The 20842-nt window shown below is 70.7% G+C and carries 19 protein-coding genes; 4 read left to right on the top strand and 15 right to left on the bottom strand.

Features of this window, described 5'->3' with window-relative positions; genetic code table 11:
- Positions 1-49: 49 nt before the first annotated feature.
- Positions 50-547 carry a MarR family transcriptional regulator TamR gene (gene tamR / locus ABZ478_RS21565; RefSeq protein WP_358928808.1) on the top strand — a complete coding sequence of 166 codons (498 nt, stop codon included), beginning with the start codon at positions 50-52 and terminating at the stop codon, positions 545-547.
- Here tamR and ABZ478_RS21560 read toward each other — a convergent pair.
- On the bottom strand, positions 506-1273 hold the full coding sequence (locus ABZ478_RS21560) for a response regulator transcription factor (protein ID WP_359551822.1): 768 nt from the start codon (positions 1271-1273) through the stop codon (positions 506-508). The genes tamR and ABZ478_RS21560 overlap by 42 nt on opposite strands.
- A gap of 264 nt (positions 1274-1537) precedes the next feature.
- On the opposite strand from ABZ478_RS21560, the gene ABZ478_RS21555 reads away from it, so the two are divergent.
- Entirely contained in the window at positions 1538-1993 is a 456-nt protein-coding gene (locus ABZ478_RS21555; protein WP_359552046.1) for an N-acetyltransferase, read from the top strand.
- Positions 1994-2000: 7 nt separating this feature from the next.
- On the opposite strand, the gene ABZ478_RS21550 is transcribed toward ABZ478_RS21555, so the two are convergent.
- The 8 genes from ABZ478_RS21550 to galT form a co-directional block, all read right to left on the bottom strand.
- Entirely contained in the window at positions 2001-2453 is a 453-nt protein-coding gene (locus tag ABZ478_RS21550) for a hypothetical protein (RefSeq protein ID WP_359551819.1), read from the bottom strand.
- A complete protein-coding gene (locus ABZ478_RS21545) occupies positions 2453-3100 on the bottom strand; it encodes a hypothetical protein (RefSeq protein ID WP_359551816.1) in 648 nt (215 codons plus the stop codon). Before ABZ478_RS21545 ends, ABZ478_RS21550 begins: the two co-directional genes overlap by 1 nt.
- The gene (locus ABZ478_RS21540) at positions 3093-5264 is read right to left on the bottom strand and encodes a hypothetical protein (protein ID WP_359551813.1); all 2172 of its coding nucleotides are present in this window, start codon (positions 5262-5264) and stop codon (positions 3093-3095) included. The genes ABZ478_RS21545 and ABZ478_RS21540 overlap by 8 nt, the downstream gene beginning before the upstream one ends.
- A 5-nt stretch (positions 5265-5269) precedes the next feature.
- Positions 5270-5719 (bottom strand): hypothetical protein, encoded by a 450-nt coding sequence (locus ABZ478_RS21535; RefSeq protein WP_359551810.1) that lies wholly within the window; start codon positions 5717-5719, stop codon positions 5270-5272.
- 192 nt (positions 5720-5911) lie between these two features.
- Positions 5912-6592, bottom strand: a complete 681-nt coding sequence (locus ABZ478_RS21530; RefSeq protein ID WP_359551807.1) for an adenosylcobinamide amidohydrolase — start codon at positions 6590-6592, stop codon at positions 5912-5914.
- 70 nt (positions 6593-6662) lie between these two features.
- Positions 6663-7817 (bottom strand): galactokinase, encoded by a 1155-nt coding sequence (gene galK, locus ABZ478_RS21525; RefSeq protein ID WP_359551805.1) that lies wholly within the window; start codon positions 7815-7817, stop codon positions 6663-6665.
- A complete protein-coding gene (gene galE, locus ABZ478_RS21520; protein WP_359551802.1) occupies positions 7817-8779 on the bottom strand; it encodes a UDP-glucose 4-epimerase GalE in 963 nt (320 codons plus the stop codon). Before galE ends, galK begins: the two co-directional genes overlap by 1 nt.
- Positions 8776-9837 carry a galactose-1-phosphate uridylyltransferase gene (gene galT / locus ABZ478_RS21515; protein WP_359552044.1) on the bottom strand — a complete coding sequence of 354 codons (1062 nt, stop codon included), beginning with the start codon at positions 9835-9837 and terminating at the stop codon, positions 8776-8778. The genes galE and galT overlap by 4 nt, the downstream gene beginning before the upstream one ends.
- Positions 9838-10016: 179 nt before the next feature.
- Here galT and ABZ478_RS21510 point away from each other — a divergent pair, with 179 nt between their 5' ends.
- Positions 10017-11708: a sodium:solute symporter family protein gene (locus ABZ478_RS21510; RefSeq protein ID WP_359551801.1), complete on the top strand. Its 1692-nt coding sequence runs from the start codon at positions 10017-10019 to the stop codon at positions 11706-11708.
- 21 nt (positions 11709-11729) lie between these two features.
- Positions 11730-12083 (top strand): hypothetical protein, encoded by a 354-nt coding sequence (locus ABZ478_RS21505; protein ID WP_359551798.1) that lies wholly within the window; start codon positions 11730-11732, stop codon positions 12081-12083.
- A gap of 88 nt (positions 12084-12171) precedes the next feature.
- Here the strand turns inward: ABZ478_RS21505 and ABZ478_RS21500 are convergent, their stop codons facing one another.
- From ABZ478_RS21500 to rsmA, 6 genes are all read right to left on the bottom strand, one after another.
- Complete coding sequence (locus ABZ478_RS21500; RefSeq protein ID WP_359551795.1) at positions 12172-12858, bottom strand: response regulator transcription factor; 687 nt, start codon at positions 12856-12858, stop codon at positions 12172-12174.
- Between the two features lie 231 nt (positions 12859-13089).
- Positions 13090-14997 carry a PQQ-binding-like beta-propeller repeat protein gene (locus tag ABZ478_RS21495; protein WP_359551792.1) on the bottom strand — a complete coding sequence of 636 codons (1908 nt, stop codon included), beginning with the start codon at positions 14995-14997 and terminating at the stop codon, positions 13090-13092.
- 67 nt (positions 14998-15064) lie between these two features.
- The gene (locus ABZ478_RS21490; RefSeq protein WP_359551790.1) at positions 15065-16843 is read right to left on the bottom strand and encodes a PQQ-binding-like beta-propeller repeat protein; all 1779 of its coding nucleotides are present in this window, start codon (positions 16841-16843) and stop codon (positions 15065-15067) included.
- A 269-nt stretch (positions 16844-17112) separates the two neighbouring features.
- A complete protein-coding gene (locus ABZ478_RS21485) occupies positions 17113-18921 on the bottom strand; it encodes an ABC-F family ATP-binding cassette domain-containing protein (protein ID WP_359551787.1) in 1809 nt (602 codons plus the stop codon).
- A gap of 94 nt (positions 18922-19015) precedes the next feature.
- Positions 19016-19909: a 4-(cytidine 5'-diphospho)-2-C-methyl-D-erythritol kinase gene (locus ABZ478_RS21480; RefSeq protein ID WP_359551784.1), complete on the bottom strand. Its 894-nt coding sequence runs from the start codon at positions 19907-19909 to the stop codon at positions 19016-19018.
- The gene (gene rsmA / locus ABZ478_RS21475) at positions 19906-20811 is read right to left on the bottom strand and encodes a 16S rRNA (adenine(1518)-N(6)/adenine(1519)-N(6))-dimethyltransferase RsmA (RefSeq protein WP_359551781.1); all 906 of its coding nucleotides are present in this window, start codon (positions 20809-20811) and stop codon (positions 19906-19908) included. Before rsmA ends, ABZ478_RS21480 begins: the two co-directional genes overlap by 4 nt.
- Positions 20812-20842: the final 31 nt, after the last annotated feature.

Raw genomic sequence — 20842 nt, 5'->3', positions numbered from 1 at the left:
ACTCGACATCAAGAGACTTCATGTCGACACAACCACTACACTGATCTCCATGGAGGACGAGGTCGATCGGCTGGTCGCAGCGTGGCGCCGGGAGCGCCCGGACCTCGACGTGGAGCCGCTCGAGGTACTCAGCCGGGTGAGCCGGCTGGCCCGGCACCTGGACCGCGCGCGCCGGCTCGCTTTCGCCGAACATCAGCTTGAGCCCTGGGAGTTCGACGTGCTGACCGCGCTGCGGCGCGCGGGGACCCCCTATCAGCTCTCTCCCGGGCAACTGCTGACACAGACCCTGGTCACCTCGGGCACGATGACCAACCGGATCGACCGGCTCGCCAAGAAGGGCCTGGTGGAGCGGCTGCCCGACCCGAGCGACCGGCGGGGCGTGCTGGTCCGGCTGACCGACACCGGCCGGGACCGCGCGGACCAGGCACTGGCGGGCCTGCTGGAGCAGGAGCGGGCGATCCTCGCCGAGCTCTCCCGCGCCCAGCGCGCCGAACTCGCCAGCCTGCTACGCCAGTTGACCGCCCCGTTCGACAACATCCCCGGTTAGTTCGGCCGGCCCCACTCCCGCCCTGCGGGCGAGGGCGACGGCGGCGAGCGTCGAGTGGACGCCCAGCTTGCCGAGGACGTTCTGCATGTGGGTGCGCACGGTGTGCGGGGAGAGGAACAGCCGCTCGGCCACGGCCTTGCGGCCGAGCCCCGCGACCATGCACCGCAGCACTTCCCGTTCCCTCGGGGTCAGCGACTCCACCAGCCGCTCGCTCTCGGTGCGGTGCTTGCGGGCGGCCGTCATTTCCTTGAGGACGCCGGTGAGCAGGGCGGGCGGCAGATGCGTCTCGTCGCGCAGCACACCCCGGATCACCGTCAGCAGCCGGGACAGCGAGCAGTCCTTCGCGACCCAGCCGGAGGCGCCGGCCTGCAGGGCGAGGGCGGCCCGCCGCGGATCGTCCTTCTCGGCGAGGACCACCGTCCGCACCCCGGGCTGCGCCGAGCGCACGCCCGCGACCAGCGAGAGCCCGTCGACCAGCCCCTCCTCGTCGCCGTCGTGCACGGGCACGGCCGGGCGCACGCCGGGCAGCGCGCCGCCCAGATCGGCGTCCACGAGGAGGACGTCGTAACGGCGGCCCTCGGCGGCCGCGCGCTCCAGACAGCGCAGCGCTGCCGGGCCGCTGCCCGCGGCGAAGACGTCGACGTCGGGCTCGGCGGCCAGCGCGGCCGCGAGCGACTCGGCGAAGATACGGTGGTCGTCGACGACCAGCACTCGGATGCGAACCACGAAGCCCCCTTCCCCGGGCTCCGCGTGGAGCAGGGGATAACCAAGGTCCGGAGAAACGACGACCCGCTCGGATCCGACACCCGCGGTGAGAGACGCCGACCGCACGGCCGCCGCCGTTGCGGACACTGCTACCCCCACCACGGGCGCCGTACCCGTCTGTCTCGCCCCCTGATCAGCACCGGCCCCCACCGGCGCTGCTCCACAGAGTACGGATGCGGGCACGCGGCGGAAGTCGATTTGCAGAACTGGCCGTCCGGCACGTTTATGGTGTGCCGCATGTTTCGTATTGAGGCGGAAGTCGACAGAGGCCGACGTGATCTGCTCCGCTCCCGGCTGCGGGACACCAACACGGCGGCGTCCCCGGTCCTTTCGGCCCTGCGGGGCACGCCCGGCGAGCGCGAGGTCCCGCTGCACGTGTGGGCACTGGACGAATCGGGGGACCTGGCCGCCGGCCTGGTCGGCCACACCTGGGCGACCTGGCTGCACGTCACCTACCTGTGGGTCGACGCCCGCCACCGCGGCGCGGGCCTCGGCTCCCGCCTGCTGTCCCGCGCCGAACACATCGCCCGCACCGACCGCGCCTGCGCCACCGCCCGCCTGGAGACCTGGGACTTCCAGGCCCCCGGCTTCTACCGGAAGCAGGGCTACGACGTGGTGTGCGTGATCCCCGACTATCCCCCGGGCCTCACGGAGTACACCCTGACGAAACGGCTCGCCTGACGCCGGGTCACCTCGGGTGCGGCGGAGGCGGATACGCCGGGCGGGGCGGGATCCGCGGCCGGGGCGGCCCCACCGGCGGAGGCGGCTGCGGTTCCATCGAGCGCCGGGGCCGGGGCGCGGGCGGCCGGTGGACGAGGGGCGGTGGCGGACCGGGCGGAGGTGGCGGAGCAGGCGGCGGTTCGTCGTCCGCCAGTACCGGCCCACCGGCCCGCAACCGCTCGATGGTCCGCTCGGCCCGGCGCCGGGCCCGGGGATCGTCGTCGCGCCGGAAGAACAGACGCACGGTGACAGGAGCCGGAAGGCCGAACACTCGGCCGGGGCCCCGGGTCCGCTCGGTGCGGATCAGCTCGTAGCCCAGCGCGTACGCGATCGGCACGGCCCGCTCCCGCAAGGACGCCCCACCACTGATCTCGACCCGCCCCCGCCCGTCGAGGCGCGACCGGATCTCGTCATCGTCCATCAGTGGTCCCCGTAGCGCGGCAGCCGCTTGGGAAAGTCGCTCGGCCCTTTGCACCCGGCCAGCGCGTAGGCATGTTGGGTGAGTTGATAGGCGAAGTCGGTCAGGTCCTGGCGCCGGGCCGTTCCCGAGGCCCTGCTCTTCCCGGTCACACCGGCCTCCGCCACCAGGGCACGGGGCCCGGACGTCTCCTCCGCGTCCTTCGGCTCGCAGGGCACGTACACGGAGGCGACGCCGCCGTCGTCGTCGAGCTGTGCCAGCCCCGCCACGCGGCCCGCCGAGGTCCGCACGACGCGGGTGCCCCCGTCACTGCCGTAACCCCGCTCCCAGTCGTCCTTCGACGACTCCCGCAGGTTCACGCTCCCCGACAGGATCGAGTCACCGCTGGTGGAGACACGGCAGCCGAACATGAAGTCGGTCCCCCTGCCGCGGTGATCCGACCATTCGTCCGCCGCCCGCGCCCGCGGAAGGGTCCGGATGACGACGTCCCGCTGGACCGAGCCTTCGCACACCTTGTCCGGGAGTAGGTACAGCCCCTTCACGAAGAACACGAAGAGACCGCCGCACACCAGCACGAGGATGACCGTGGCCGCGAAGAACCCTCTTACGGAGTGGGTCTTCCACCAGCGGCCAGAACCTCTCTCAGCCATACTTCACCTTCGAACGGTTCAGGTAGTAGTCGGCGTCTTTCCAGCCGTCGTTGACGGCCTGCCCCACCGAGTCGTCAATCTCGTCCTTTGGCAGATTCACGTGATGGCGGGCCAAGGCGTCGTCGACCGACCAGATCGTCTGCTGACCGACCGAGTTCCGCATCGCGAACAGGTCCTTGCTGGAGTAGTACAGCCCCTCGTCCTCGGCACCGCTCGCCTGCTGCCCGTCGATCAGGCGGTCGATGGCCGCACCGGCGACGGCTCCGGCCCCACCGCCCACCACGGACCCCATGAGCTCGCCGCCCAGATGTTCGGGAACCTTGAGGCCGGTGAAGGCGATGTTGACCCAGTTCTTGGCGAAGTCCCCCTTGGCCTTCAAGGCGTCGTTGTAGTCCTTCTCACCCTGGATGGACTGACCGACTTCCGAGTTCGCCGCCGAGTGCCCGACGATCCCCTCGATGATTCCGGCGTTTCTGCCGATGTCATTGAGAACCTGCTTCTGGTCGCCGTCGAAGTGACCGGGGTGCGACAGGTGCTCCTCCAGGAGGCTTCCGGTGTAGATACTCTCCCCGTAGATGATCCCGGCACGTCCGGCGGGATCCGCGGAGGTGGCCGAAAGGAAGCGCGTGACATCCGTGACGTTGAGTCCTCCGGGGGAATCACTGTTCGTGAGGAAGACGGTGTCGCTCTCCGGCCCCTTGAAGGCGCAGCTGATCTCCGGCATGTAGGCCGCGGCCATGTCCCCGAAGCTTTCGCCCAGCCCCTTGCCCACCAGGTTCGCGCCCCCGTTGGGGTCAGCCACCGCCTGCATGATGTTCGCCATGATCTTGACCTGGGCCTTGCTGTGCGGCGGGGCCGAGGCAGTGGTGTCGCCGGCCGCGACCCCGGTGACAGCACTCTCCAGAGCCCGCCCCAAGGACTCGCCCCGGTCCGTGTACACCGTGGTGCCGAGCATGTGGTCCAGGTCGGCCTTGGACTCGAAGGCGTGCTCCGCTGCCTCGGGGTTGTGGGAGAGGCCTTCGAAGAGCCCCTCCAGCGGGTCCCTGCCGTTGCCGTCACCGAAGACGAGGTCCAGCGCGTCGTAGCCCTTGACCCACCGATCGTCGGTGTTCGAGTCCCCAGCCGCCTTGTCCTCCTTGAACAGCTCCTTGCGGTAGTCGTCCAGGAACTCGGTGTCGAACTGTCCCTTGCGCATGAGGCTGCTGATGACCTGAGAGCCGAGACCACCAACGGGACTGAACGAGTTCGCGGCGCGGAAGTTCGTGTTGCGCTCGTCGACGAGGTCCTTCTTCCAGTCCCGCATGGCGTCCGAGTCCGAGAACGACGCAGTAGCCAGGGTGAGGCCCAGGTTGGACTGCAGTTCCTTCATCGTGTTGAGCTCCGAGCCCCTGGCGCCGGCGTGGGCGAAGCTCATCTCGGTCCAGAACTGCAGAGTTCCCTTGGCGCCCAGACCTGTCGCGAACTTCTCCGCGAACAAGGGGTCATCGTGGTACTTCGCCATCGTGCGGTTGAAGGACTCGATGTCATCGAGGGACATCTCGGCCGGCTTCTTCGCCATCTTCGCCAGCTTCTTGGCGGCTTCGACGGCTTTGGCAGCCTGGTCACGGTCCGCGTAGGAGGCGTCGGTGAAACCGTACTTGGCCTGGTCGACCAGAAGCTTCAGCGCCTCCGCGGCACTGGTGTCGCTCTGCGTCGCCATGGTCAGGATGCCCTCGATCTCCTTGCAGAAGGCGTCCACCACCTTCTGGTCCGTCACTCCGGTCTTGCCGCTCGGGTCGGACGCCCAGTCGGGCCGGGTGTTTCCCGTTACGGAGAAGGTGCCGTCACCCGTATCGACGACCGTCAGGTTCTGCTCAGCGGCTCGCCTGATGGCGTCGTTCAGCTGAGTGCGGTAACCGATGAGTTCACCGCGTGTATCGCTGAGGATCTTGGTGATGGAGTCGGCCTGAGTGTGCGCGTCGGCGAACTCCGCGGCTGTCCTGGTGATGAACTCGCGGCTGACAGTGGCGTTCATCCCCTGCCAGTTGGCCTTGTCTGCCTTGGTCTTGAGGTTGTTCTCTGCGTCCTTCTGCAGGCCGGCGAGTTTCTTCGTCATCTGCTCCCAGTCGGTGACCGCCTCACCGAGCTTGGCGAAGTTGCCGTGACGCAGTGTGTCGAGGTCCATCGACTTCAGTGGCCCTTCCTGTCGTCGAAGCCCTCGTCCAGCGCGGCGATACCACTGACCGCTCCGGTGATGTAGGACTCGTCGGCCGCGTGCTGGTTCCTGGTGTAACGCAGGTGGTTGGAGATGTGAGCGCATGCGTCCAGAAGCGTTCTGGTCTGCTCGCTCCACCGCCGCGTCACATGCTCCAGCGCGCCGCCCAGGACGAAGCCGTCGCCCTTGAGCCCACCCGATGCCGCCTCGGAGGCGGCACGGGCATGCCCGCTGTAGGTGGTGAAGTCGTCGAACAGGTCATGCGCCGCCTTGCCCACGGCCTCGAGATCCTGGTGCTCCGCCACAAGATCTCCCGCGGTGCTGCCGCCGCCTCCCTGATCAGCCGGATACTGATTGAGCTGCATCCGTGTGGAATGCCGATCGGCCGCCTGGGCCTTCAGCTGCTCCCACTCCTCCCACGCCATGTCTGGTCTCCCCGTTTTTTCCCTGCGCCTCGCCGAATGGTGTGACAGCCGTGCACATTACTGGGGCCCAAGTCCATGGAGCGGTGGCGCACTTCGATGCTGAGCGTCCGTGGCCGAAAGTCAGCCGCTACGGCTCCTGCGGCAGCCTCCTGCAGTCCGGGCGCCGGTGTCGGCCCGCGCCTGCCGCCGGCGTCACCCCGGCGTCACGGCCTCGCCCACCGCCCGGTGCACAGCCCGGGCCAGGCGGGCGCCCCACAGGGAGCGAGGGCCGGCGAAGGGGTGGAGGTCCTCGCCGGGGGCGGGGGTGCGGGAGGCCACGCAGACGGCGTCCGTGGGGGTGCCGGAGCAGTCGTGGCCGGCGTCGAGCAGGGCCTGGACCTTGGCTTCGGTGGCGGTCGCGACCGCGTTGACCAAGGCGGCGTCGGTCAGCGCCACAGGGAGGACGGCGACGATGTTGATGGTGCCCGGCTGCGCGGGCAGCGCGGTGCCCTCCGCCGGGGCCGCGGCCCAGCCGCGCACGCTGATGCCGGCCGTGACGACCGCTTCCGCCCCGCAGTCCTCCGCACGGCCGTGGCGGGAGACGTCGGCCGCCGTCATCAGCCCGACGCCCGGTCCGGTCGCGCCCGCCGCGGCGGCCAGCTCGGCCAGGTGCCGGTCCGGGTCGGTACGCCGGTAGCCGTGCGCCACCTGGGCGTTGAGGACCCAGCCGCGCTCCCCGATGCCACCGCCGAGCACGGCGCTGCTGATCATCCGCCACCCCGGGCCCGCCCGCCAGAGCAGCGCGTGCAGCCTCTCACCGTCCTCGAAGCGGGTCAGCAGCCGCACGGTGTGCGGTCCGGTGGTCGTGCTGGACGGGGGCAGGACGGCGGTCACCGGTTCTTCGCTCCTCGGGGTGAGAACCGGCCGATCGTATCCGGGCCGGTCCCGTCACCCCGCCCGGCCGTCAGCCCAGCCGGCGCGCCCCCGGCGAAGGCACCGCCTCGAAGACCCGCGGGGCCGTGAAGCCGGCCGCGGCGAAGGCCTCCTGCACCGCCTTCGTCACCGTGTCCACGTCCGCCGCCTCCGCCAGGACGATCGCGGAGCCGCCGAAGCCGCCGCCGGTCATCCGGGCGCCCAGGGCGCCCACGGTCAGGGCCGTGTCGACGACCAGGTCCAGCTCCGGGCAGGAGATGCGGAAGTCGTCGCGCAGGGAGGTGTGGCCCTCGGTGAGGACCGGGCCGATGGAGCGGGTCTCGCCGGAGCGCAGCAGACCGACGGTCCGCTCGACCCGCTCGTCCTCGGTCACCACGTGCCGGACCAGGCGGATCACCTCCTCGTCGGCACCGAGGCGGGCGAGGGCGGAGTCCAGGTCGGCGTAGGGGATGTCGCGCAGGGCGTCGACGCCGAGCAGGGCGGCGCCCTTCTCACAGCCGGCCCGGCGCTTGCCGTACTCGCCGCCGCTGTGGGCGTGCTTGACCTGGGTGTCGACCACCAGCAGGCGCAGGCCCTCGGCGGCCAGGTCGAAGGGGATCTGCCGCTGGGAGAGGTCGCGGGTGTCGAGGAACAGGGCGTGGCCCTGCTCGCAGCAGGCCGAGGCCGTCTGGTCCATGATCCCGGTGGGCGCGCCGACGTAGACGTTCTCGGCGCGCTGGCACAGGCGGGCCAGCTGCCAACGCTGCAGGCCCAGGTCGTACAGGTCGTTCAGGGCCAGGGCGACGACGACCTCGAGGGCGGCGGAGGAGGACAGGCCGGCGCCGGTGGGGACCGTCGAGGCGAGGTGGATGTCGGCGCCGGTGACCGGGTGGCCGGCCTCGCGCAGCGCCCAGACGACACCCGCCGGGTACGCCGTCCAGTTCTGGTCGCTCTGCGGTGCGAGCGCGTCCAGCGTCAGCTCGACGGCCTCGCCCCCGATGTCCGCCGAGTGCAGGCGCAGCACGCCGTCGGTACGGCGGGAGACCGCGGCCGTGGCCTGGTGCGGCAGGGCGAACGGCATCACGAAGCCGTCGTTGTAGTCGGTGTGCTCGCCGATGAGGTTGACCCGGCCGGGTGCCGCCCACACCCCTTCCGGGGCGGCGCCGTACAGCTCGGTGAAACGCCCGGTGACCTGCTGTGCCCCCACTACCGCTCCCTCGAGATGTGCTGTGCGAACTCCCAGGCGTCCGCGACGATCCCCGCGAGGTCCGCGCGGGACGGGTTCCAGCCCAGCTTCTCGCGGGCCGTGTCCGCCGAGGCCACCAGGACCGCCGGGTCGCCGCCGCGGCGCGGCGCGACGACCTCGGGGATCGGCTGTCCGGTGACCTTGCGGACGGTCTCGACGACCTCGCGGACGGAGAAGCCGCTGCCGTTGCCGAGGTTGCAGATCAGGTGCTCGCCCGGCCGGGCGGCGCCGAGGGCCAGCAGATGGGCCTCGGCTAGGTCCGCGACGTGGATGTAGTCGCGGACGCAGGTGCCGTCCGGGGTCGGGTAGTCGTCGCCGTAGACGGAGATCGCCTCGCGGCGGCCCTGGGCGACCTGGAGGACCAGCGGGATCAGGTGCGACTCGGGGTCGTGGCGTTCGCCGTGGGTGCCGTAGGCGCCGGCCACGTTGAAGTACCGCAGGGAGACCGCGGCCAGGCCGTGGGCGTTCGCCTCGCTGGTGATCATGTGGTCGACGGCCAGCTTGGTGGCCCCGTAGGGGTTGGTCGGCCTCGTCGGGGCGGTCTCCACGATCGGGACCTGCTCCGGCTCGCCGTAGGTGGCCGCCGTGGAGGAGAAGACCAGCTTGCGGACGCCCGCCTCGCGCATCGCGCCGAGCAGGGCCAGGCTGCCGGCGACGTTGTTGTCCCAGTACTTCTCCGGCTTCACCACCGACTCGCCGACCTGCGAGGAGGCGGCGAAGTGCAGCACGCCTTCGTAGGAGGGGTCGAGCCACTTCGCGGCGTCCCGGATGTCGCCCTCGACGAACGCGGCACCGGCGGGCACGCCCTCGCGGAAGCCGGTGGAGAGGTTGTCGAGGACGGTGACCTCGTGGCCCGCCTCCAGCAGGTGCTGGGCCACGACACTGCCGACGTACCCCGCCCCACCCGTCACCAGGTACTTCATGAACTCGCTACCTCTCGCAGTCGCTCGGCCGCGGCTTCCGGCGGCACGTCGTTGATGAACACGTTCATGCCGGACTCGGAACCCGCGAGAAACTTCAGCTTGCCGGAAGTGCGGCGGACGGTGAAAAGCTCGAGGTGCAGCGCGAAGTCGTCCCGCGTCACGCCGTCGAACTCCTCCAGCGTGCCGAACGGGGCCTGGTGCCAGGCCGCGATGTAGGGCGTCGGAGGCTCACCCTCGCCGAAGATACGGTCGAAGCGCCGCAAGAGTTCCAGATAGATCTGGGGGAATTCTGTGCGTGCCGCCTCGTCGAGGGCGAGCAGATCGGGCACGCGCCGCTTGGGGTACAGGTGGACCTCGTACGGCCAGTGCGCCGCGTAGGGCACGAAGGCCGCCCAGTGTTCACCCTCAAGGACGACCCGCTCGCCGGCGAGTTCCCGGGTCAGGACGTCGTCGAACAGGTTCTGTCCGCCGGTGGCCTCCTTGTGGGCGGCGAGCGAGCGGAGCATCAGCGCGGTGCGGGGCGTGGTGAAGGGGTAGGCGTAGATCTGTCCGTGCGGGTGCTGAAGGGTCACGCCGATCTCGGCACCCCGGTTCTCGAAACAGAACACCTGCTCGACGGAGGGCAGATGCGACAGCTCGGAGGTGCGGTCCGTCCAGGCGTCCAGGACCAGCCGCGCCTGGTCCTCGGTGAGGCCGGCGAAGGAGGCGTCGTGGTCGGAGGTGAAGCAGACCACCTCGCAGCGGCCGGAGTCGCCGGCGAGCGAGGGGAAGCGGTTCTCGAAGACGACCACGTCGTACGAGGAGTCGGGGATCTCGCTGAGCCGCTCGCCCCGGGTCGGACACAGGGGGCACTGGTCGGCCGGCGGGTGGTAGGTGCGGCCCTGGCGGTGCGAGGCGACGGCGACCGAGTCGCCGAGCAGCGGGTCGCGGCGGATCTCGGAGGTGGTGACCGTGGCGTCCAGCGGGCGGCGGTCGGCGGCGTCCCGCACGGTGTCGTCCCGGAGGTCGTAATAGATCAGTTCACGACCGTCGGCCAGCCGGGTCGAGGTCTTCTTCACGCCGGACTCCTTCTCGTCCCGGACCCAATCACTCAACACAATCAAACATAACAGATCACAACCCGACAACACCTCGTACGATCACAATCAAACAAAGAACACCATCGGAAGTGTTCAATTGCTGAACACAGAGGCGTAGGTTCCGCTCTGGATCAGTTCGCGCGACGAAGCGAGTTCTCATGCAAACCCCCACATACGCCCCCACCTATCTGGCGGCGGAGCTACGGCTCCCCACCAACTGGCTGGACTACTCGATCCTGGCGATCTACTTCATCGTCGTTCTCGGCATCGGCTTCGCGGCCCGCCGGTCCGTCAAGACCACCCTCGACTTCTTCCTCTCCGGACGCTCGCTGCCCGCCTGGATCACCGGCCTCGCCTTCATCTCGGCGAACCTGGCGGCCACCGAGATCCTGGGCATGGCCGCCAACAGCGCCCAGTACGGCGCCTACACCGTGCACTGGTACTGGATCGGCGCCATCCCCGCCATGGTCTTCCTGGGCCTGGTGATGATGCCCTTCTACTACGGCAGCAAGGTCCGCTCGGTCCCCGAGTTCCTGCTGCTGCGCTTCGACCGGGCCGCCCACCTGCTCAGTTCGATCCTGTTCGCCTTCGCCGCCATCCTGATCGCGGGTGTCAACCTCTACGCCCTCGCGATCGTGGTGGAGGCCCTGCTCGGCTGGCCGCAGTGGGTCGCCATCGTGGTCGCCGGCGCCTTCGTGCTCGCGTACATCACGCTCGGCGGTCTGTCCTCGGCGATCTACAACGAGGTGCTCCAGTTCTTCGTGATCCTGGCCGCCCTCATCCCGATCACCGTCCTCGGCCTGAAGAAGGTCGGCGGCTGGGGCGGACTGACCGACAAGCTCACCGCCACGCACGGGCAGAACTTCACCACCGCCTGGGGCGGCACCGGCATCGGCAGCACCAACCCGCTGGGCGCCAACTGGCTGACCATCGTGCTCGGCCTCGGCTTCGTGCTCTCCTTCGGCTACTGGACCACCAACTTCGCCGAGGTGCAGCGCGCCCTGTCCGCGAAGAACCTCTCGGCGGGACAGCGCACGCCGCTGATCGCCGCCTACCCGAAGATCTTCATCGTCTTCCTGGTGATGATCCCCGGCCTCGTCGCCGCCGCGATCGTCCCGAACTTCGGCACCTCGGGCTCCGGCTACCAGTACAACGACGCCATCCCCTACCTGATGCAGGAACTGCTGCCCAACGGCGTGCTCGGCATCGCGGTCACCGGTCTGCTGGCCGCCTTCATGGCGGGCATGGCGGCGAACGTGTCGTCGTTCAACACGGTGTTCACCACCGACATCTGGGAGAAGTACGTGGTGCCGGGCCGTGAGGACCAGTACTACGTCCGCTTCGGCCGCCTGATCACCGTCGTCGGTGTCTGCGCCTCCGTCGGCACGGCGTTCCTGGCGTCCTCGTTCTCGAACATCATGTCCTACCTGCAGACGCTGTTCTCCTTCTTCAACGTGCCGATGTTCGTCGTCTTCATCGTCGGCATGTTCTGGAAGCGCGCGTCCGCCAAGTCCGGCTTCTGGGGGCTGCTCGCCGGCACCGTGACCGCGATGGTCAACTACTTCGTCTTCTACAAGAAGGGCATCATCTCCCTTCCCTCCGACCAGGGCGCGAACTTCGTCTCCGCGATCGCGGGCTTCGTCGCCGGTGCGATCGTCATGTTCGCCGTGTCCCTGTTCACCAAGCCGAAGCCGGCGCAGGAGCTGCAGGGCCTGGTCTACGGCACCCGCTCCCCCGGCATGGCCGAGCCGCCCGCCCCGGGTGACGACGCCTGGTACCGCAAGCCGGCCCTGCTGGGCTGGGGCGCGGTCGTGATCGCCGCCGCCTGCTACATCCCGTTCTCGTTCTGACGCGGGAGGACCGAGGAAATCATGAGCGAACAGCCTGGACAGCCCGACCACCCCGGCCGGCACCACCACTACACCGAGGACGACCTCTCGCGTGACGTCGCCGACCTCGAGACCAAGTCGGCGACCGCCGCCCGCATCTTCGACCTGCGCCGCATCATCGGCGGCCTGTTCGTCCTCTACGGCGTCATCGTCACGATCGTCGGCATCACCGATTCGCAGTCCGCCATCGACAAGGCCCAGGGCGTCAACATCAACCTGTGGACCGGGATCGGCATGCTGCTGCTGGGCATCTTCTTCCTGGCCTGGCTGAAGCTGCGGCCCACTCCCCCGCCGCTTCCTCCGGAGGGTCTGCCGGAGGAGAAGGAGACGGCGTAATCGCCGTACCCGGCCGCGGGCGCGTGGGGACTGGTCGCGCAGTCCCCACGTGCCCCTGGGAGACGAACCCCGCCCATGCACCGGGTGCCTAAGCGGGGCCCGCGTTCATGTACGGGCCCGCCCGGTCCAGCAGGCCGGTGCGGGCGGCCAGGGCCGCCGCCTCCAGGCGGGAGCCCACGCCCAGCTTCATCAGTACCCGCTGGACATGCGTGCGCGCGGTGCTCGGCGCGATGCCCATGCCGGCCGCGATCACCCGGGTGTCCTCCCCGTCGGCGACCCGGACCAGCACCTCCACCTCGCGGGGCGTCAGCATCTCCAGCAGGCGCTGCCCCTCGTCGTCCGGCTGGGCCGCCGGGTTCAGCAGCTCACCGAAGGCCCCTTGCAGGAGCTGCGGCGCCACTGCCGCCTCGCCCGCCCGCGCCTTCATGATCGCCCGCTCGACGCCCTCGATGCGCTCGTCGTGCCGTACGTAACCCGAGGCCCCCGCCGCGAACGCGGCCGCGATGCCCCGCGGTGACGGCACCGGGCCCAGCACCAGGACCGCCACCTGCGGCCGCTCCCGCTTGATCTTCGCCACCGGGTCGAAGGCCCCCGGCTCGGCCGGCGCCGCCGTGCCCAGCAGGCACACCTCGGGCGCCCGCGAGATCACCAGATCCGCCGCGCCCGCGGCCGGCGCCGCCGCCGCGAGCACCCGGTGCCCGCGCAGCTTCAGTGCCGACGCCAGCGCCTCCGCGAGCAGGCGATGGTCGTCGACGACCATGAGCCGCACTCCCATAGAGCAACCCCCCAGCCCTCCCCCATGGATGCCCCACTATGGACGCCCACCGGTCCACCACGACAGAGGGCCCCCCGGCACCCCGCCCTTCATGCCCCCGGAAGCTACACGCTTGTTCGACGTCGCGCTGCCCCTACGCAGGAGAAGTGCCCCGGATAGTGAAATCCGGGGCACTCCCTGGTAATACCTCGCATTCGCCCCGGCGCACCTGCCGCGTCCCGGGGCGGACGGTCAGCCGCCCGCGCCGAACGCGAGCAGCAGGTACTCCTTGCCGTACGTGGACTTGTGCGCGTACACGGCCGACATGTAGAGCCGGCCATGCCCGTACCGGATCTCCGCGTACTCCGGCAGCATCGTGGTCTCGGCCCGCCGCACGCTCTCGGTGGACGGGTTCTCCAGCAGCGTGGTCGCCTTGAACGACGGGCCGCCGAGGGTGACGACCTGGCCGCCCTTGTTGTACGGCGGGTGCTTGTAGGCGATCAGGTTGCCGCCGTCCATGCGCAGCGGGGAGAGCGTGTAGCCGTCGCCGGCCTCGGCGCGCTGGCCGGTCTGCTTGCCGGTGGCCAGGTCGAAGACGACGATCTCGTTGGTCTTGCTGTAGTCGCCGTCGCCGTCGTGCTCCTCGGTCGGCACGTACAGCCTGCCGTTGCCGGCGACGACCTCCCGGCAGTCCTCGACGCGGGTGATGCTGTCGCAGCGGCCGGAGTAGGTGTCGGAGGGCGCGGAGATCCGGGTGAGCAGCTTGCCGGTCTTGCTGTCGATGGAGAAGTAGTCCGAGATGCCGCTGCCGTCGTCGGCGCTGTCACCGACGTCGGCGGCCACCACCAGCGGGTCGGTGGAGACGACGCCGGCGTACTCGATGCCCGCGGTCATCCTGTAGTCGGAGATGACCTTCCCGGACGTCGGGTCGATGGTCTGGATGTGCAACTGGCGCTCGCCGTAGCTGCCGCACTTGCGCACCGCGACCAGCTTGGGGCCACCGCCGTACCCGGCGTCCTCGCAGGTGTCCTCCGGCTTGGGCTGCCAGAGCACCTTGCCGGTGCCGATGTCGAACGCGGCGCCGCCGTTGCTGCTGCCGACCGCGACGGTGTGCTGGGAGACCGTCACGTTCTGCAGGTTGGCCGTGTAGTCACCGTTCTTGACCGTCTTGGTCCAGAGCTTGGTGCCCTTGTCGAGGTCGATGGCGGCGACCTGGCTGCAGCCCTCGCTGGAGCCCTTCTTGGGCATCTTCGGCTGGAAGACGACCGCGGTCTTGTTGTCCTCGGTGACGTACTTGCTGGCCGTGCACACCGGGCCGGGCAGCTTGATGGTCCACATCTTCGTGCCCGCGGCGGGGTTGTAGCCGACGATCTCGGCGACGCCGCTCTTGGCGTACACCGAGTCGGTCAGCCAGGAGCCCGAGGTGACGACGGTGTCCTTCGTCTGGGGCATGTCGACCTGGAAGAGCACCTTGGACGCGGGGTCCGACGGCACCTTCTCCTCGCCGCCGGAGGACGTGCCGCCGGTGGTGTCGTCCTTGCCGTTCGTACCGCCCTTGCCGCCGCTGGAGCTGGCGGTCTCGTCCTTCTTGCCGTCGCCGCCGGAGGACTTGGCGTACAGGATGCCGCCGCCGACGATCAGCGCGATGGCGACGACCGCGGCGACGATGATGACGAGGGCGGTGTTGTTCCGGCCGCCGCCGGGCTGCCCGGGCTGCGCCGGCATCGGCACGGTCGGTCCGCCCGGGTAGCCGTAACCCGGCTGCTGGGCGTACGGGCCCATGGGCTGGGCCGGCTGCGCGTACGGGTTCGGCTGCGCGCCGGGGTAGCCGTAGCCGGGCTGCGGCTGGGGCGGCTGGGGTGCCTGGGGGAAGCCGTAACCCGGCTGCGGGGCGTGCGGGTAGCCGTAGCCGGGCTGGGGCTGGGGCGGCTGCGGGGCCTGGGGTGCCGGGGGCTGCTGCGGGTAGCCGTAGCCGGGCTCCGGGCCCTTCTGCAGGCTGGGCGGCGTCTGGGGCGCCGGCGGAGTCGCGGGGCCCTGTGGGGTGGCGGGGGTCTCCGGGGTGGCCGGAGTCTCCGGGGCGGCGGGCGGCTGGTCCTGGGGCGGACCGAAACCACCCTGCTGCGGGGGCTGGCTCGGCGGCGGCGGGGGCGGCTGGGTCATGACGGGGGTACCTCGGTGAAGCTGTCGGGGCCTGGCGGCGAGGGGACGGTGGGAGAAGGGCCGGGACTCACTTGCCGAAGGCCATCATCAGCTTCTCCTTCGAGTCGTCGTTGCCGGACAGCCGGGTGGTGGAGATGTAGAAGCGCCCGTCGGTCCAGCTCACGGCACCGTTGTAGAAGCCGTTCTCGATCTGGGCCGTGCCCGCCGGGTTCTGCAGCAGCTTGGCCGTCGGGTGCGAACCGCCGGTGGTGGGCACGGACACGATCTGGCCGCCCGCGTCGTAGGACGGGTCCACGTAGGCGATGAGCTTGCCGTTCTCCACCGTCAGCGGGGACATCGACTCGTCCGCCGGCGACTTCACGCGCCACTTCTCCTTGCCGTCGGCCAGGCCGATGGCGACGATCTCGTTGGCGCCGCTGGTGGCGCTGGTGGGCAGGTAGAGCGTGTCGGAGTCGACGGCGACGCCCTGGCAGCCCTGCAGATCGCGTTCGAGGATCGCCCAGCCGCACTGCGGGACGAACTTCTCGTTCACCTTGACCTCGGAACGGAACTTGCCGTCCTTGGTGAAGGTGGAGATGTTCCAGGCCTTCTTGCTCTCGTTGGTCAGATAGACCACGAGCGGGTCCAGCGAATAGGTCCGCCCGACCCGCCAGCCCTTCTTGACCGGCTGCGTCCACCTGACCTTGCCGGTGGCCGGGTCGAGTTCCTGGATCTCCTCGTGCGCGTTGCTGCCGCCGGCGTTGCAGGAGGCCACCTGGACCAGCCGGTCCGTGCCGCCCGCGAACGCGGTCGGGAAGCAGGCGTCGCCGTACTTCTTCTTGTCGTACAGCTTCTTGCCGCTGTCGAGGTCGTACGCCGTGCCCGACTGCGAGCGGCCCACCATCAGCGTCTTGTCGCTGACGCTCAGCTCGACGCTGATCGCGCTGTCGAACAGCGCGCCGTCGGCGACCTCGGTGCTCCAGCCCTTCTTGCCGGTGGCCAGGTCGACCTGCTGGAGCTGGTTGCACTTGGCGCGGTCGCTGACGCCGCTCATGTATGCCACGACGATCTTGTCGTCGGCCGACTTCTGCGGGGTGACCGAGCAGATCTTCTGCGGGAAGGTGACCGGGTCCCAGGTGGGGTTGCCGTCACCGACGTTGTAGGCGAAGAGCTGCTTGTACGCCGCCTTCACCGCGGTCTTGTCCGTGATCCACATGCCGGGCGCGTCGGCGCCGGAGCCGGGGGCGTCGGGTGCCGTCTTGTACCAGAGCACCTTCGCCTCGCCGGGCTTGCGGCCCTCGTTGAGGTTCTCCGGGTCCGCGCCGCCGTCACCGCTGCCGTCGCCGGGGTTGACCGGGGCGTCGGAGGCGCCCTTCTTGCCGTCGTCGCTCTGCTGGGCGACCGGCTTCCTCCCGCCGTCGTCACCGCCGCTGGTGACGGCGTAGACGGTGCCGCCGATGACCAGCAGCGCGGCCGCGGCGGCGCCGACGATCAGCGCGGTCTTCTTCTTGCCGGCGGGCGGCTGCGGACCGCCGTAGGGTGCACCGCCGGGGGCACCGGGGTACTGGGGCGGCTGCTGCGGGTAGCCGTAGCCGGGCTGCGGGGCGTACGGGCCGGGCTGCTGGGGCTGCCCGTAGGGGCCGGGGGTGCCGGGCGGCGGCGCGCCGTAGGGGCCCGGCTGGGCGTAGGGGCCGGGCTGTTGGGGGTAGCCGTAGCCGGGCTGGGGCTGAGGAGGCTGGGCCGGTGCCTGCGGCGGCTGGGCCGGCGGGGGCGGCGACTGCGGTGCGCCGAATCCACCGCCTTGCGGCGGCTGGTCCTGCGGTGCTCCGAAGCCGCCCTGCGGCGGTTGGTTGGGCGGCTGAGTCATCAGCGCTCTTCCCCCTCGTTCACTGATTTTTAGCCACGCCCCGAGGTTCGCTCACGGACCCAGGTCGTACTCATACGGTTCTCAGACGGCTCTTTCTATCACCCGGCACCGACAGCGCAGGGGCCTGGATCCACGCCTGTTCCCAAGGGAGAACCGGGCTGTGATGGCGCCGTTACGCGCCTTCACGCCCTCTTCACGCGGCGCACGCGACAGCGGCGCGCGCGGCGCTTTCACGCCGCGCGCGCCGAAGAGGTGCGCCTGCCCGCCGGTTACGCGTCGTCGGCCAGTTCCAGCCAGCGCAGCTCCAGTTCCTCGCGCTCGCCCGCCAGGTCGCGCAACTGGGCGTCCAGTTCGGCGACCTTGGCGAAGTCGGTGGCGTGCTCGGCGATCCGCGCGTGCAGCTTGGACTCCTTCTCGGAGACCTTGTCCAACTGCCGCTCGATCTTCTGGAGTTCCTTCTTGGCCGCGCGCTGGTCGGCGGCGCTCTTCTCCTGGGCGGCCGGCTTGGGCGCCGCTGCGGCGGCCTGGGCGGCGACCGCCTCCTCCATGCGCAGGCGCCGTTCCAGGTACTCGTCGATACCGCGCGGCAGCATCCGCAGGGCGCCGTCGCCGAGGAGCGCGAACACCCGGTCCGTGGTGCGCTCGACGAAGAACCGGTCGTGGGAGATGACGACCATCGAGCCGGGCCAGCCGTCGAGGACGTCCTCGAGCTGGGTGAGGGTCTCGATGTCGAGGTCGTTGGTGGGCTCGTCGAGGAAGAGGACGTTCGGCTCGTCCATGAGCAGGCGCAGCAGCTGAAGACGCCGCCGCTCACCGCCCGACAGGTCCCCGACCGGCGTCCACTGCTTCTCCTTGCCGAAGCCGAAGGTCTCGCAGAGCTGACCCGCGGTCATCTCGCGCCCCTTGCCGAGGTCGACGCGCTCACGGACCTGCTGCACGGCCTCCAGGACCCGCCAGGTGGGGTCGAGTTCGTCGACCTCCTGGGAGAGGTAGGCGAGCTTGACGGTCCGGCCGACGGCGATGCGCCCGCCGGCTGGCTGGGTCTCGCCCTCGGTGCGCGCGGCCTCCGCCATGGCCCGCAGCAGCGAGGTCTTCCCGGCGCCGTTGACGCCGACCAGGCCGATGCGGTCACCGGGGCCGAGCTGCCAGGTGACGTGCTTGAGCAGCACCTTGGGGCCGGCCTGCACGGTGATGTCCTCGAGGTCGAAGACGGTCCTGCCCAGCCGCGAGGAGGCGAACTTCATCAGTTCGCTGCTGTCCCGGGGCGGCGGCACGTCCGCGATCAGCTCGTTGGCGGCCTCCACGCGGAAGCGCGGCTTGGAGGTGCGGGCGGGCGCTCCGCGACGGAGCCAGGCCAGCTCCTTGCGGATCAGGTTCTGCCGCTTGACCTCCTCGGTGGCGGCGATCCGCTCGCGCTCCGCGCGCGCGAAGACGTAATCGGAGTAGCCGCCCTGGTACTCGTACACGTCGCCGCGCTGCACGTCCCACATGCGGGTGCAGACCTGGTCCAGGAACCAGCGGTCGTGGGTGACGCAGACCAGCGCCGAGCGCCGGTCGCGCAGGTGCCGGGCGAGCCAGGAGATGCCCTCGACGTCGAGGTGGTTGGTGGGCTCGTCGAGGACGAGGAGGTCCTGTTCCTCGATGAGCAGCTTGGCGAGCGCGATGCGGCGCCGCTCGCCACCGGAGAGCGGTCCGATGACGGTGTCCAGCCCCTTGGGGAAGCCCGCCAGGTCGAGCCCGCCGAACAGCCCGGTCAGCACGTCCCGCACCTTGGCGTTGCCGGCCCACTCGTGGTCGGCCATGTCGCCGATGACCTCGTGGCGGACGGTGGCGGCCGGATCGAGGGAGTCGTGCTGGGTGAGCACCCCGAGCCGCAGCCCGCCGGAGTGGGTCACGCGTCCGGTGTCGGCATCCTCCACCTTGGCCAGCATCCGGATGAGGGTGGTCTTGCCGTCGCCGTTGCGCCCGACGACCCCGATCCGGTCCCCTTCGGACACACCGAGCGAGACGCCGTCCAGCAGGGCACGGGTGCCGTACACCTTGCTGACGTTCTCGACATTGACCAGGTTGACGGCCATTTCACTCCTGTGCGCGGGACGGTGACGACACGCGGCTGCGCCGCCCGTCAGCCTTCTAGCCTAGGGCCTGTCGGGATGGTGGCGGCGGCGCGTCTCAGAGCACCGTCGCCCCGGGCACCGGTCCCGCCGCCGTCCGTACCGTCCGGCACGTGCCGGACGCGCGCAGGGCCTCGGCGGCCTGCTGCGCGGAGTCGGCGTCGCGGGTGAGGAACGCCGTCGTCGGGCCCGAGCCGGAGACCAGCGTGGCCAGTGCGCCGGCGCCGCTGCCTGCCCGCAGGGTGTCGGCCAGCTCCGGGAAGAGCGACAGGGCGGCCGGCTGGAGGTCGTTGGTGAGCGAGGCGGCCAGGGCCTCGGTGTCGCCCTTGGCCAGTGCCTCCAGCAGCTCCGGCCTGGCCACCGGCTCCGGGACCTCGCGTCCTTCCGCGAGCCGGTCGAACTCGCGGAACACCGCCGGCGTCGACAGCCCCCGCCCGGCCATCGCGAACACCCAGTGGAAGGTGCCGCCGGTCTCCAGGACCGTCAGCCGTTCGCCGCGCCCGGTGCCGAGGGCGGCGCCCCCGACCAGGCTGAACGGCACGTCGCTGCCCAGCTCGGCGCAGATCGCGAGCAGCTCGGCGCGCGAGGCGCCGGTGCCCCACAGCGTGTCGCAGGCGAGCAGCGCGCCCGCGCCGTCCGCGCTGCCGCCCGCCATGCCGCCGGCGACCGGGATGTCCTTGGCGATGTGGATGTGCACTGCCGGCTCGATGCCCCGGCGCCCGGCGAGCGCCACCGCCGCGCGCGCGGCGAGGTTGGTGCGGTCCAGCGGGACCTGGCCGGCGTCCGGCCCCTCGCAGGTGACGCGGAGCTCGTCGGCCGGGGTGACGGTGACCTCGTCGTACAGGCCGACCGCGAGGAAGACGTTGGCGAGGTCGTGGAATCCGTCGGGGCGGGCGGCGCCCACCCCGAGCTGGACGTTCACCTTCGCGGGGACGCGGACGGTGACGTTCACGTGCCGGACTCCTCGTTCGGGGCCGTGGGGGCCGTCCCCCGCGCCGGCGCGGCCTCGGCGATCCGCGCGAACTCCTCCACCGTCAGCGACTCGCCCCGCGCCTGCGGCGAGACCCCGGCCGCGACCAGGGCGGCCTCGGCGGCCGCCGCGGAGCCCGCCCAGCCGGCGAGTGCGGCCCGCAGGGTCTTGCGGCGCTGCGCGAAAGCCGCGTCGACGACCGCGAAGACCTCCTTCTTGGACGCCGTCGTCCTGATCGGATCGGTCCGCCGGACCAGCGACACCAGTCCGCTGTCGACGTTCGGCGCGGGCCAGAAGACGTTCCGCCCGATGGCACCGGCCCGCTTGACCTCGGCGTACCAGTTGGCCTTCACGGAGGGCACGCCGTACACCTTGGAGCCGGGCGCGGCGGCCAGCCGGTCGGCGACCTCGGCCTGCACCATCACCAGGGTCCGCTCGATGCCGGGGAAGGTGTCGAGCATGTGCAGCAGCACGGGGACGGCGACGTTGTACGGCAGGTTCGCCACCAGGGCCGTCGGGGCGGGGCCGGGCAGCTCGGTGACGTGCATGGCGTCGGAGTGGACGAGGGCGAACCGGTCGGCGCGCTCCGGCATGCGGGCGGCGATGGTCGCGGGGAGGGCCGCGGCGAGCACGTCGTCGATCTCGACGGCGGTGACCCGGTCGGCGGCCTCCAGCAGCGCGAGGGTGAGGGAGCCGAGCCCCGGGCCGACCTCGACGACCACGTCGTCGGGGCGGACCCCGGCGGTGCGGACGATACGGCGGACCGTGTTGGCGTCGATCACGAAGTTCTGGCCGCGCTGCTTGGTGGGACGGACACCGAGCGCGGCCGCGAGCTCGCGGATGTCGGCGGGGCCGAGGAGGGAGTCGGAGGTGGGGCTGGTCACGCGACAAGGGTACGGGGCCGCCGGGGCCCCC

It is taken from the genome of Streptomyces sp. NPDC005706 (assembly GCF_040631045.1).
Taxonomy (GTDB): domain Bacteria; phylum Actinomycetota; class Actinomycetes; order Streptomycetales; family Streptomycetaceae; genus Streptomyces.
The sequence above is the reverse complement of the archived record's forward strand: the minus strand, read 5'-3'. Positions and strand labels throughout refer to the sequence as shown.